At 34.9% G+C, this 13,160-nt stretch carries 14 protein-coding genes; 8 read left to right on the top strand and 6 right to left on the bottom strand.

The features are described 5' to 3' along the window. The first annotated feature begins 766 nt into the window (after positions 1–766). Entirely contained in the window at positions 767–1,891 is a 1,125-nt protein-coding gene (locus DRZ96_RS03625) for an LCP family protein (RefSeq protein WP_112889604.1), read from the top strand. 375 nt (positions 1,892–2,266) lie between these two features. On the opposite strand, the gene pepT is transcribed toward DRZ96_RS03625, so the two are convergent. Both pepT and DRZ96_RS03615 read right to left on the bottom strand, forming a co-directional pair. Then, positions 2,267–3,475: a peptidase T gene (gene pepT, locus DRZ96_RS03620; RefSeq protein WP_112889603.1), complete on the bottom strand. Its 1,209-nt coding sequence runs from the start codon at positions 3,473–3,475 to the stop codon at positions 2,267–2,269. 67 nt (positions 3,476–3,542) lie between these two features. Then, positions 3,543–4,016: a methylglyoxal synthase gene (locus DRZ96_RS03615; RefSeq protein WP_112889602.1), complete on the bottom strand. Its 474-nt coding sequence runs from the start codon at positions 4,014–4,016 to the stop codon at positions 3,543–3,545. A 115-nt stretch (positions 4,017–4,131) separates the two neighbouring features. Here DRZ96_RS03615 and rpsF point away from each other — a divergent pair, with 115 nt between their 5' ends. From rpsF to DRZ96_RS03580, 7 genes are all read left to right on the top strand, one after another. Then, entirely contained in the window at positions 4,132–4,416 is a 285-nt protein-coding gene (gene rpsF, locus DRZ96_RS03610) for a 30S ribosomal protein S6 (RefSeq protein WP_070700069.1), read from the top strand. Positions 4,417–4,425: 9 nt separating this feature from the next. Next, a complete protein-coding gene (locus tag DRZ96_RS03605; RefSeq protein ID WP_070700068.1) occupies positions 4,426–4,965 on the top strand; it encodes a single-stranded DNA-binding protein in 540 nt (179 codons plus the stop codon). Between the two features lie 11 nt (positions 4,966–4,976). Beyond that, a complete protein-coding gene (gene rpsR / locus DRZ96_RS03600) occupies positions 4,977–5,201 on the top strand; it encodes a 30S ribosomal protein S18 (protein ID WP_005957053.1) in 225 nt (74 codons plus the stop codon). Between the two features lie 194 nt (positions 5,202–5,395). Continuing rightward, positions 5,396–6,457, top strand: coding sequence for a copper amine oxidase N-terminal domain-containing protein (locus tag DRZ96_RS03595; RefSeq protein WP_112889601.1), 1,062 nt, complete (start codon positions 5,396–5,398; stop codon positions 6,455–6,457). Between the two features lie 120 nt (positions 6,458–6,577). Continuing rightward, entirely contained in the window at positions 6,578–6,898 is a 321-nt protein-coding gene (locus DRZ96_RS03590; RefSeq protein ID WP_144019617.1) for an ArsR/SmtB family transcription factor, read from the top strand. Positions 6,899–6,926: 28 nt separating this feature from the next. Further along, positions 6,927–7,967, top strand: coding sequence for an ACR3 family arsenite efflux transporter (arsB, locus tag DRZ96_RS03585; protein WP_172605453.1), 1,041 nt, complete (start codon positions 6,927–6,929; stop codon positions 7,965–7,967). A gap of 42 nt (positions 7,968–8,009) precedes the next feature. After that, positions 8,010–8,423 (top strand): arsenate reductase ArsC, encoded by a 414-nt coding sequence (locus DRZ96_RS03580; RefSeq protein ID WP_112889599.1) that lies wholly within the window; start codon positions 8,010–8,012, stop codon positions 8,421–8,423. Between the two features lie 21 nt (positions 8,424–8,444). Here the strand turns inward: DRZ96_RS03580 and DRZ96_RS03575 are convergent, their stop codons facing one another. The 4 genes from DRZ96_RS03575 to DRZ96_RS03560 form a co-directional block, all read right to left on the bottom strand. Next, positions 8,445–8,690, bottom strand: coding sequence for a hypothetical protein (locus DRZ96_RS03575; protein WP_112889598.1), 246 nt, complete (start codon positions 8,688–8,690; stop codon positions 8,445–8,447). Positions 8,691–8,798: 108 nt separating this feature from the next. Next, positions 8,799–10,103: a YjiH family protein gene (locus tag DRZ96_RS03570; RefSeq protein ID WP_112889597.1), complete on the bottom strand. Its 1,305-nt coding sequence runs from the start codon at positions 10,101–10,103 to the stop codon at positions 8,799–8,801. 266 nt (positions 10,104–10,369) lie between these two features. Then, complete coding sequence (locus DRZ96_RS03565; protein ID WP_112889596.1) at positions 10,370–12,085, bottom strand: hypothetical protein; 1,716 nt, start codon at positions 12,083–12,085, stop codon at positions 10,370–10,372. Then, positions 12,085–12,993 (bottom strand): FUSC family protein, encoded by a 909-nt coding sequence (locus tag DRZ96_RS03560; protein ID WP_112889595.1) that lies wholly within the window; start codon positions 12,991–12,993, stop codon positions 12,085–12,087. Before DRZ96_RS03560 ends, DRZ96_RS03565 begins: the two co-directional genes overlap by 1 nt. Positions 12,994–13,160: the final 167 nt, after the last annotated feature.

Below are 13,160 nucleotides of genomic sequence, written 5' to 3'. Positions count from 1 at the left end.
AGAAACCTGACCTAGCATATAGGCCAGGTTTTTTTGTACGCTTTAGCACAAGCTGTGAAAATTGGTGCACGGGAAAGAAAGTTCAAAGCATGGAATTCTACCGGTAATAGCCACTTATGGGGTCACCACATAAGCCGGTGGTTTTTATTTACAAATATAGTTGTATAATAATATAAAGAATAACTATATGATGTCAACATTAAAATGAGTAAAAAATAAAAGACAATTAAATAAAAATAAGCATAACAAACAAGCCTAAATTAATTAGGCAAAGAAAATAATAAAGTTTTAATTCTGAGGAATAAATTTAGAATTAGTTTTTAAAAGCTTAAAAATAACTCTAATTAAAATAGCTTTATCTTTACCCTAGCTGCTATTAGAATTGTTCTTTAAAACATTAGTCAGTTTAGTAAGATGAGCATTAGCAATAATTTTCTAGAAGGAAATTGAGAAAGCAAGAGTAGACTTTTGAATAATAGGATAAACACAAGTCTGAAGCTCGGAAAAGATAATATCAACAATTCTGCAAAGAGAAATTTTAAAAGTAGCTAAATCTTCCTTCAATCTAGAACAATATCTAGTTAGTGACTTAAGCCCCATTAAATGATATTATAAACGTAAGTGGGCTTTAGCATCATTGGAAGAAAGCATATAAGCAGTTAACTTAGCATTGCTTTTATCAGTTTTAGTATTTCTAAGCCTATGATTATCATATAGTAAAAAAATAACACTAATTACTGTGTGTTCATTATACAAGGAGATTAACATGAAATATATTTACAGAATATTTGTATTCCTTACTGTTATACTCCTCCTTGGTGCCTTGGGACTTACCTTTATATTTGCGCCAAGAGGACAAAAATTAACTAATGAAAACAAAATTAATAATAAAGAAGAAGTTCAAGAGCCAGAGAAGATTTCCATTTTTAATGAGGAAGAAGACATTGTAAACATCCTATTAATTGGAATTGACTCAAGTGATGTGACTTATGAAGTTGATGAAAATTCTAAGAGGGCAGACACAATTATGGTTCTATCAATTGATCCCAAGTACGACAGGGTTAGACTTATATCCATCCCAAGAGATACATATTACAAGATAAAGGGATATGACAACTACAGGATGAACGCCGCCTACTCTCGTGGAGGAATTGACCTACAAGTTTCCAGTGTTGAGGACCTACTTGGTATAAAAATTTCCCACTATGTCACTGTTAACTACGAAGCAGTGGAAGAACTTGTTGATGCAATTGGTGGTGTAGAAGTTTACACACCAGAGTACAAGTACACTGACCCGTCAACTGTGCCACCACTAGAAATTGACTTCGAAGAGGGACTTCACCTCTTAGATGGTAAGGAGTCAGTAAAATATCTTAGGATAAGAAAAATTTACAAGGACCAAGACCTTGACAGGATCAAGGCCCAACAAGACTTTATCATGAAGATCTTCGACAAGATGAAGTCACCTAAGATGCTTCTTAAGCTTCCAAAATTAGTTTCCATTGCCAACAAGCACATTGAAACAGACATGAACTATGGACAGCTTTCCTATCTTGCCTACTATGGGGTAAGCCTTGACAAGGAAAACATTGATATGAAGACTCTTGTTGGTCACATGAAGAAGGGGTCTCCTCTTTATTATGTTGACAAGAAGGATGCAGTTTACCAAGCTTCTGAGCTAGAAAGACTTAGAAATAATCCTGATGACCAAGAAGAAGTAATTTACTATACAGAAGAAGAACTTGCCAATATGACTGATGCTGAGAGGGCAGAAGCTGAACAAAAGATGAGGGACAGAGAGTTAAGAGAAAGAATAAAGGAAGAGGGAATTCAAGAAAATTCTTCTAATGAAGACTCTAACTCTAATAGGACTTCAAATAATAGCAACTAAAGAGAACCCGAGAGGGTTCTTTTTTTATGGCTTTAGGTATTAATAAGTAAAATTCTTTATATTAATAATATCTTAGAAAGTATCAAAAAATTTAGGTTTATTAATTTATTGTAAAGTCATAAACAATTTATTCTATATAAATAATTTTAAAGTCGTAAAAATTTTTTGGTTATCAAATTATTGCCAAGTTACAAGCAATCTCTTCAATATAAATTATTAGAAAGATATAAAAAAATTTCTTCTTATAAAATAATTATCAACTAGGAAAAAATTCTTACTTCATAATAATTTGTAACTTTATAAAAAATCACGACCTCTTAATAATTTAAAAATAAAAAATCACCAGTCGCCTGGTGATTCATAACTTACTCTTAACTATTCAGCCAAAATTTTTATTATATTTTTTACGACTTCCTTGGACTTTTCCATTTGGTCAAGGCTCACAAGCTCGTAGCGACCGTGGTAGTTGTAACCACCTGTAAAGAGGTTAGGCGTAGGCAGTCCCATAAAGGAGAGCTTTGATCCGTCAGTTCCACCTCTCACTGGTCCAATCATTGGCTCAACACCAGACCTTTCAAAGGCAGCCTTTGCCAAGTCGATGATTTCCATGTGATCCTCAAGCTTTTCCCTCATGTTGTAGTATTGGTCCTTGATTTCAATTTTTATTCTGTCGTCGTATTTCTTATTTAAAAAGTCTGCAATATCTTGGAATAATTTCTTCCTGGCCTCAAACTTTTCCCTTGAGTGGTCCCTGATGATGTAGGACATAGATGTGGACTCAACAGAGCCTTCAATGTTAAGAAGAAGTGAGAAACCCTCGTAGCCTTCTGTGTATTCGGGCCTTTCATTGACAGGAAGCATTGAGTTAAATTCCATAGCAATGAGCTGAGAATTTACCATGGCATCTTTTGCTGAACCTGGATGAACATTCTTACCTTGAATTTTAACCTTGCAAGATGCTGCGTTAAAAGTTTCGTATTCAAGTTCGCCAAGTGGTCCACCGTCAACAGTAAAGGCAAAGTCTGCCCCAAAGTCCTTGACATTAAACTTGTCGGCCCCTCTGCCTATTTCTTCGTCTGGTGTAAATGCAATCCTAATGTCGCCATATTTTGCATCTTTATCATTAATAAGTTCTTCAACAGCAGAAATTATAATTGCAATTCCTGCCTTGTCGTCTGCACCTAAGAGTGTAGTTCCGTCAGTTGTTATAAGAGTTTGACCCTTTAAGTCCTTTAAAAAAGGAAAGTCTTTAAGACTTGTTGTGAAGTCGTCATTTAATTTGATGTCCTTGCCGTCGTAAGATTCAATAATTCTCGGCTTGACGTCTTTTCCAGTCATGTCGGGAGCAGTGTCCATGTGGGCAATAAATCCCACAGTCTTCTTTGCCTTGACTCTTCCAGGAATCTTGCCATAGACGTAGCCATTTTCATCAATCTCAGCATCAATACCAAGAGACTTTAACTCTTCCACTAAATAATTCCCAAGTTTTAACTGTCTTTCAGTTGATGGGCAAGTCTCTGATGCCTCATCACTAGTTGTCTCAAAAGACACATATTTTAAAAATCTATCTAACATTTTTGTCATAAAAACCTCCAATAAAAATATTTTATCACAGAAAAAAGCGACTTCAAAAGCCGCTTCCTATATAATATTAATCAAAATCCTTTTTTGAAATTCTGTCTTCCACAGAATAATCATTGTCCAAAATTTCAACATTGTACTCGCCATTAAACATTGGAGAGGACAAGATATAGTCGGCAGTAGTTGGAGATGTGGCAAGGGCAATGTTGTAAAGAGTTGATATCCTAAGAAGGGCCTTGACGTCTGGGTCGTGAGGTTGGGCTTCAAGAGGATCCCAAAAGAAGATCAAAATATCAATTTGCGAATCTGATATCTTGGCACCAAGTTGTTGGTCGCCACCTAAAGGTCCAGACACAAGCCTCTTGACGTCTAGTGAAGTCTCTTGTGATATAAGGGCAGCAGTTGTTCCCGTCCCAATGAAGTTGTGGCCTCTTAGTTTATCTTCATGCTTTCTTACCCAAGCAAGGAGGTCTTTCTTCTTGTGGTCGTGGGCAACAAGGGCAATAGTTTTTTTATTTTTAACTCTTATAGATTTAACTTCCATAAACACCTCTTTAAATAAAATCTTGACTAAGCAATTTCTTTAATATATAATATCAAAGATTGAAATCCTTGCATAGTTTTTTAATCTATGCCGAAGACCATAAGGAGGTGAAAGTATGAATAAATACGAAGCGGTGATTATGTTTTATCCTGAAGTGGAAGAAGAAAAAAGAAATGCTTCCTTCGAAAGACTTAAAAAAGTAATCGAAAAAGACGGAAAAATCAACAACGTTGATGAATGGGGAATGAAAAAACTAGCTTACGAAATCGACTACAAAAACGAAGCTTACTATATTTTCTATGAATTTGAAACTAAAGCAGAAGACATAGTAGAAATCAACAGAGTAGCGAAAATCATGGACCCAGTAATGAGACAAATGATTATCAAAGTTGAAGACTAAGGAGTTTTTATGAATAGTGTAAGTTTAATCGGAAGATTAGTGAGAGATCCCGAACTTCGTTATGCGCAAACTGGCACAGCAATGTGTCGTTTCACAGTTGCCGTTGATAGAAGAATGAGCAAGCAAAGAAGACAAGAGGCACAAGCAAACAATCAGCCAACAGCTGACTTTATATCTTGTACAGCCTTTGGAGCAACAGCTGAGCTTATAGCCAACTATCACAGAAAAGGCAGTCAAATTGGAATCGAAGGCAGAATCCAAACTGGATCTTATGAAAAAGAAGGAAGGACAATTTACACAACAGACGTTGTAGTAAATAACCTTACTTTTATTGGATCAAGCCAAGGTGGGGGACAAGCACAAGGCGGCTTTAACCAAAACCAAGGTGGATTTAATAATCAAAACAACTTCCAAAGCCAAGGTGGCTTCAGTCAACCAGGTGGTGGAAACCAAGGACCAGTAAACTCTGCTTACGAAAATGATTTTTCAAAGAATGATAACGATGACGATGGATTTTTCCCTGTTGATAATGACGATATTCCATTTTAAGGAGGGTAAAAATGCAAAGAAGATTTGGCAGAAGGAAAAAAGTAGATCCTTTTGAAAAAGATAAGACTAAGAAAATTGACTATAAAGATGTTGAAACACTAAGAAATTACATTTCTGACCGTGGCAAGATTCTTCCAAGAAGAATCACTGGCTTAAACGCTAAACATCAAAGAGAAATGACAGTAGCTATCAAGAGAGCAAGACAAATTGCACTTCTTCCATATAGCGCTGACTAATAAATCTTAAATTAACTGTTGGGTAAGGACCCAGCAGTTTTTTTGTGCAAATTTATTGTGAAGTTATTATAAGACTTAGACTTGTAAACTTTCACAGCTTTACACTTTTATCTTCTTTTTAAATTTTTTTAAGATATAATCATACTAAAGAGAATAATTAGGAAAATATTTTAAATTTAAAAAAGGAGGATTTTATGAAGAAGAAATTTATTTTGAGTGCGTCAATACTTGCTCTGGCTATCCCAAGTCTTGTAACTGCCAATACTAATATTAGGATTTGGATGAAGGGGGACATGATTAAGTCTGATGTGGCTCCTTATATCTATGAGGAGAGGACTATGGTGCCTCTTAGGGTGATTTCTGAAAATCTTGGCAAAGAGGTTCTCTGGGATGGAGCCAATAGGAGCGTGCAAATTAGCGATGGTTATGGTGGAGTTCTCTACCTAACAATTGATAAGAAGGAGATAAAAAATTTTTCTGCTGGGAATAGCAATACTATTAAACTAGATGTGGCTCCTAAGATCAAGGACGACAGGACTTTTGTTCCCCTAAGGGCTATCGCCGAAGCCTTTGGTGAAAGGGTTGACTGGGACAAGGATAAGAGGGTAGTTGTAATTGGTGATGGCTATGACTCTAAGAAGATAAAAGATGAAAAGAAAGATCTTCAAGAGAAGAAGGAAGTCTTGGACCCTCTTGGTCTTGACTACCTTTACAAGAAAGAAATGATGAATAAGTCTGACGAGGAGAAGGCTGTTTATGAAAAAAAGATGAGAGAAATGCCTTCAAAAGTTTTCAAGGGATACAAGAATGGTGAAGTTGAGGCTTGTCTTGCCTGGTTATCTTTTGCTAAAGCTGGAGAATTTTTTGGTCCTGAACTAAATAAAGATCCATATTTAAATCCTAGAAAGGATGGACTGGGAATAAGTGTAAGAGAAAGAGGCTCTTCTATGTCAAGTTTTGATGATTATGAAAAGGACGAGAAGTATAAAAGAGAAATCATGGGCGTAAATTCTGGTCCATCAATGGCTATGCTTGAGTATTTTGATTATTACTTGAATTTCGATGGGACTTTTAATTCTTTTAGGCTTCCTTCTCACTATCACGGCACTGGTCCTGAAATGCTAAAGGAAGTTAAGAATATTGTTGCACATCCTAAAAAGATAAAGTTTATAAAGGCTGATAAGGGTGAAGTTGAAAAACTTTTAAAGACTTTGAGAGATAGCGACAATTTTTATAAGTTAAAGAATCTTGCTTAAATTATAGGGACTAGCTTAGGCTAGTCTTTTTTTTATTTAAAGGCTTATAAAATTTTATTTTTTTAAATAACACATAGACAGCTGTCGATATGACTTGTATAATATTGATGGAGGTGGCTTATGTCAGATAAAAATGAGGATAAATATTTTGCCTATTCCAAGATGCTAAAGGTCTTGTGTGAGCCAAAGAGGCTTCAAATTATAGATCTTTTGTCTTGTAGGGAATTGTGTGCCTGTGAAATTTTGGAATATTTTCATATAAGTCAACCAACTTTATCAAGTCATATGAAGAAGTTGGAGGAAGCCGATTTTATAAAATCTAGGAGAGATGGAAAAAACATTTATTACAGGCTTAAGGAAGAGAGTTTCAAGGAGATAATAAATTTTATTGCTGATATTTCTACAAATACTGAAGATTGTATTTGTAAGATTGAGAATTAGTTTTATCTGAAGCTTAAGGAGGAAAGTGATGGAAGAAAAAAGAGAAGGTATTAATTTTTTTCAAAAATATCTGACCCTATGGGTCCTTATCTGCATGGGAGTGGGAGTTTTTTTGGGGAAAGTTTTTCCACAAATGACAAGTTTTGTATCTGGATTACAAATTGAGGGGATTTCTGTTCCCATAGCGATTCTTATTTGGATAATGATTTATCCCATGATGATAAAAATAGATTTTGAAAGTATAAAGGAAGTTGGCAAGAACCCCAAGGGTCTTTTTGTCACATGGATTACAAATTGGCTTATAAAACCCTTTACTATGTTTGGGATTTCCTACTTATTCTTCTTTATAATTTTTAAAAATTTGATTCCAGAAGACCTTGCCAAGGATTATCTAGCTGGTGCTGTTTTGCTTGGGGCAGCACCTTGTACTGCCATGGTATTTGTCTGGAGCAGCTTAACTAAGGGAGACCCAGCCTACACTCTTGTTCAAGTTGCCACAAATGATTTGATTATACTTGTGGCCTTTATCCCAATAGTGAAGTTTCTCTTGGGAGTCTCAAAAGTTCTTGTTCCCTATAAAACTTTATTTGTAAGTGTCTTGCTTTTTGTGGCAGTTCCTTTACTTGCAGGTGTGATTACAAGGAAGTATCTTGTAGGCAAGAGGGGTAGTGACTATTTTGAGAAAGAATTTGTAAATAAGTTTGATGGTATAACAACTCTTGGTTTACTTTTAACTCTTATCCTCATCTTTAGTTCACAAGCAAATGCTATTGTCGAGAACCCACTTCACATTGTTTTAATAGGAATTCCCTTAATTTTGCAGACAATTTTAATCTTTTCTATAGCCTACATGGCTTGTAAGGTCTTGGGACTTCCCTTTAAAATAGCGGCACCTGCTGGACTTATTGGTGCTTCAAACTTTTTTGAACTAGCTCTTGCAGTTGCTGTTGCCCTATTTGGTGTCGGCTCAGCTGCATCCCTTGCATGCACTGTTGGTGTATTGACAGAAGTTCCTGTAATGTTATTTTTGGTAAATGTGGCGAATAAGACTAAGGGAAAATTTGCCTGAGCTTATGAGATGAATAAGTCTAAATTTGTGGAGGAAGATAAAATGAAAAAAGTAAAAGTTGCCTTTATTTGTGTTCACAATTCTTGCAGGAGTCAAATTGCTGAGGCCTTGGCTAAGCTGTTGGCAGGAGATGTTTTTGAATCTTATTCTGCAGGTACAGAAACTAAAGACAAGATAAATGAAGATTCTGTAAGGCTGATGAAAGAAATTTATAATATTGATATGGAGAAGAGTCAAGAACCCAAGACCCTTGATAAACTCCCTCCTATTGATATAGCTATTACAATGGGCTGCGAAGTTTATTGTCCTTATTTGGAAGCAAAATATAAGGAAGATTGGGGTCTAGATGATCCTTCTGGCAAAAGCGACAAAGAATTTAAAGAAGTTATAGAAAAAATAGAAGAGAAGATAAAAAATTTAAGAAAAGATCTCTTAGAGGGGAATTTAAGCTTTTAATGAGAAGGGCTAGCATATAAGCTAGCCTTTTTTAATTAGATTTTTTAAAGAGAAATAGAGGATGTAGCCTGATATAAATCCCAAGGCCTGCCTATCCCAGAAGTCTGAAGTATAAGTTTTTATTATAAATATTTCAAAGAGGACTAAGATAAGACCCATCCCATAAAAATATTTTCTAGTGGCAAGATTTGACTTCTCTAGCTTGTATGCAAATAGAAATTCTAAACTTATGTAAGTTATTGACCTTATAAAGAATATAAAATTCATATTATCACCATCTTAATGATAACAAGGCCTTGTAAATTTCTTGTAAAATTAAAAAAAATAAGGGACCAAGCGAGTCCCTCATTTCTATTATTTAATTAAAGAAATTATCTAAAATACTAGATAAAGTATTGGCATTGAAATTAGAATACTTAAAATAACTCTTTCAATCCAGATGATAATATAATCTGAGAATTTTAGAGGTATTTCAGTTCCCATCATAACAGGGATTGATGCTGAGAAGAATAGGATTTCTGATACAGAAACTATTGCTACTAGCATTTTTGTTATTAGGCCAAGGCCAGCTTCTGCTACAAGTGGTGCCGGAAGAAGCATTTCTGCAATACTCATTCCCAGTGCTTGTGCAACCATAAGTGGTTCTTCTACCTTTGTGATAAGTGTGAATGGATAGAAGATGTAGCCTATGATATCAAAGATTGGAGTGTACTCTGCAAGTAAAAGTCCAATCATACCAACGCCTAGTAGGGATGGGGCAATGTTAAGTGCCATTTTAAAACCATCGATAAAGTTGTCTTTTATAACTTTTCCTAGGGAGTCAGCATTTTTGTAGGCTTCCATACCTGTGTTAAGTGCATCTGAGAAAGTAACTTTCTTCTTTGCTTCTGGTATATATTCTTTCCCAGAATAATATTCTTGTGGCTTCTTGCTTAGTGGGAAGATTCTTGCTGTGATTGCTGTTACTAAGAAAGTAACAAAAAGTGTAATCCAGAAGTAAGCTAGCCAGTAGTCCATAAGGTCAAGAGTTTTTGCTACGATAATCATAAATGTAGCAGAAACTGTTGAGAAACCTGTTGCTATAATTGATGCTTCCTTCTTAGTGTAAGTGTCTTCCATATAAACCCTGTTTGTAATTAAAAGTGCTAATGAATAAGATCCAACAAAGGATGCAACAGCGTCAACTGCTGATCTACCAGGTGTCTTAAATACTGGTCTCATTACTGGTTCCATGAAGACTCCAATAAATTCCATAAGTCCAAAGCCTGTCAAAAAGGCAAGGAAGACTGATCCAATTGGCACAATTGTTGTTACTGAAACCATGATTCCGTTCCAAATAAGTGGTAGCATATCGCCGTCAAAAATCCTAGCGGGTCCCTTTTTTGTTACGAACATAAATAAGAATACAAGGGCAGCTAATTTTAATACGAAGAAAACCATGTGAAGTTTACTTTTTTGCCAAGATTTTGATTTTATAGCGTAAGCTATACCAGCTACAACCATAAATACACCAAAGATTAGGTTATAATTTGGGATTTTCTTAACAAAACTTGTCAAGTGGTCAATGGGGATGGTGTTAGCATCTCCAATTTGTACAGGTACGAAGAACATGAATATGCCAAAGAGTGCGTATAATACGAACATTAAGATGTCCTTCGAGTTAAACTTTTTACTTTCCATTATTATTCCTCCTTTAAAAACAATAAAAGTTCATCAAACGACTAGCCTTTCGGTTTATTATATCACAGTATTATCTGAGTGAGAGAAAACTTTTTCCTTTTTTAACACTCTTTGTTTGTAACGCTTTATCAAAGTATAAAGATTTTTTTGTTTGACTATATACAAATTTTATCTGTTGACTTGAATTCAACAATAAAAAAAGACGAGTAAGCCAGAGGCAAATCCATTTTAGAGTTTTGCTCTTAGTTCACTCGTCTTTTATATTTTTATTTGAAATCAACTTCTATTACATTGTCAGAGTTTGCTTCTTCAGTCTTATAGTAGTCGTAGATGTCTCTTCCAAATCTTGTAATTTTTAAATCCTTAAATTCATCTTCTATGATTCCAAGGTCCATTAGTATATTTATTAGAGAAAGCTCGAAGTCTTTAAATTTAAATTCATATATTCTTACAAGCTTGCCTTCGCTTAAGTCCTTTATAAGATTTATGACAAAGTCCTTGTACTTTTCATAATCCTTGCCAAAGGAATCTTTCAAAAAGTCCTTATTAGTTAGGGCTTCAACCCAAATTGCAAGTTTAGTAACTTCGTCAAAGGCTAGATAATCTTCGGCTATGTCTGTAATATAAATGTCCTGTCTTCCATATTCTTTTTGATCTATATGGATAAGATGTTTCTTCTTTAAAAAATTGAAGTAGAGTTCTATTAGTGGGAAGTGCTTGTTCTTGTAAGTCATCACTTCTCTTGTTGGTCTAAGATTTATTGACTCAGCAAAGTCTCTTAGCATGGCAGGAGAGAGATCGCCAGACTTTAGGACACCAACATAATTCATGTCCAAAAACTCAATAAAGAAGTCAAAGTATTCTATAAAATCATTAGCCTCAAGGTCTTCTTCATTTGCCATTAAGATTTCCAAAACCTTGTCTTCGTAAAAGAATCCAGCTTGGCTCTTTTTTAAGAGGTCAAGATAATTAAAAATATTTTTTTGAATTTCTCCAAGCTCACTTATTATCTTGCCAACATCTCTTCCAAGCCCTGCAAGTTTGGAGTAAAAAGTAATTAAATAGTCAAGAGACATCACTAGCTCATCCTTACTTAAAAATTCGCCAGCTTCTGATAAGCTTTTGAAAATTTCCTTGTAGTCAAGCTTGTAGTCGTCAAATCTCTTGTTTTTATCAGCAAGGACCTTAAAGTAAATTTTTGAGAATAGTCTTACTATGAAGCCCATAATGGCTTCGTCCTTGGCTCCAGGAAGTATTTTTTTGTAAAGGTCTAAGTTTTGTGCAATCTCTAAGTCCTCTGGATCGAAAGTGCTTAGGAGCTCTGCAAATTCAGAGAAGTCATAGTCATCAAAGTCTTCTGATTCTTCTCTTGGGTTTTCAAAAGTTACCTCGTAGACTGTCAAGAGGTTTAAGAGGTCAGACTTTAGAAAGTCCTTATTTAATTCAAGGGGTCCAAACTCCTGTCTCATGTGGTTGATTAAACTATCCACATTGTTTTTATAAGTTAATAAATCCTTGTTAGAAATCATTTGAAGAACTTGGAGGACCATTTTCCTTTCATCTTTACCAAAGACCCTTATTAGGCCCTTGCTTGCAGAAGAGTATTCGATGGAGTCGTCTAGTTCAACTTCTATATATTCATCTAAGAGACAGTCATAAAAGAGATAGTATCCATCTTTTTTTTCTATCTTGAAGAGGGAAACATAGGAATCTCTTAAAAGTTCTTCCATCTTTTCTATCATAGGTTCTTCAAGGTCTAGTGAAGTCAAAATATTTCTCAAGACATCCTTAGAATAATAATAAAAGTCCTTGAAGTCCAAGAGGATAAAAGCAGATATGTTATCTTGGGGTCTTTTCATTAGATAGGGATTTTCTCTTAATAAATCAAATTCCTCTTTTTTAATAAAATTTTCAAAACCTATTGTTGATTGGTATATTACTTTTTTACCTATTTCATAAATTTCTTTTTTGTCATCTTTCATTATTTCACCCTTATGTTTTCTATTTCTTCATTAAGTTGGTCCATGTATTTTAAAATATATTCAATGTGGTAGTTGTAGACCCTGTCTTCCACACCTAAGTCTTGTGTGGGCTCTTCTTTAAGGTCATATCTTTTTAGGGCTTCTTGGGAGACCTCCTGGCTAAATTTGTGGATATCCATATTCTCCACCACTTCAAGCCTAACTGATATGCTTTCTATGAGTGACATAATTTTTTTCTCGCGAGAGATTTTATTGTACTTGTATTGGAAGGGAGTGTCTGCCTCCTTCTCCAAAAGTTTGTAGAGTTTTGTGGTACTTGCTAGATTTTTATTAAATTCACTTAAGTCCACCTTTTCGCCTGAAAGGACTTGCCTTAGGACTAAGTTGCTAGATCTGTAGCAGCTCCTGGCAGATCTTATAAAATCTTCCCAAACATTGGGCGATGAAATAAAATAATTTACCAAGACGCCAACAAAAATACCAATAAGGGTACCAATGATACGGTTTGTTGCGTAGTAAAATTTATCTGAGTCGGAGCAAAAACTTGCTACAAAGACTATGCAAGAAAGCTGGGTCATGTCCTTCATCTTAAAAACTACTAAGATGTAAATTGTAAGGAGGATGCCAAGGCCTGCTATTAGGGGCTCCAGGTATTCTTTAACAGATATTTTAGAAAAGAGGTATCCCACCATTACTCCAAAGACACAGGTGAAGATCCTCTTCTTAAAGTCTTGGAGTGATTCAGACATTGAGGGTTTCATTGTTGAGACTGCAGCTATGGATACAAATATTGCTGAGTCTAGGTCCAAGAGGTAGGAGATGTAGAGGCCAATGACAACTGCAAGGGCTGTCTTAAGGGTACGCATCCCAATCCTATACTTATAGTCTATTTTATTTTTTATTGCCATAAGATCACAACCTTAAAAAATCAAAATTATTTTTTGCTTTATTCATGCTAATTATATCAAGAATAGTTTTAATTGTACATTTCACGAGTTTATGATGTTAATTAAATAAAATGATATATTTGTAAATTTTTGGGTAAATATTAAGCAAAGAAAAAGGAGAGTGACAT

Origin of the sequence: Peptoniphilus harei (genome assembly GCF_900454685.1) — a bacterium.
GTDB lineage: Bacteria > Bacillota > Clostridia > Tissierellales > Peptoniphilaceae > Peptoniphilus_A > Peptoniphilus_A harei.
The sequence above is the reverse complement of the archived record's forward strand: the minus strand, read 5'-3'. Positions and strand labels throughout refer to the sequence as shown.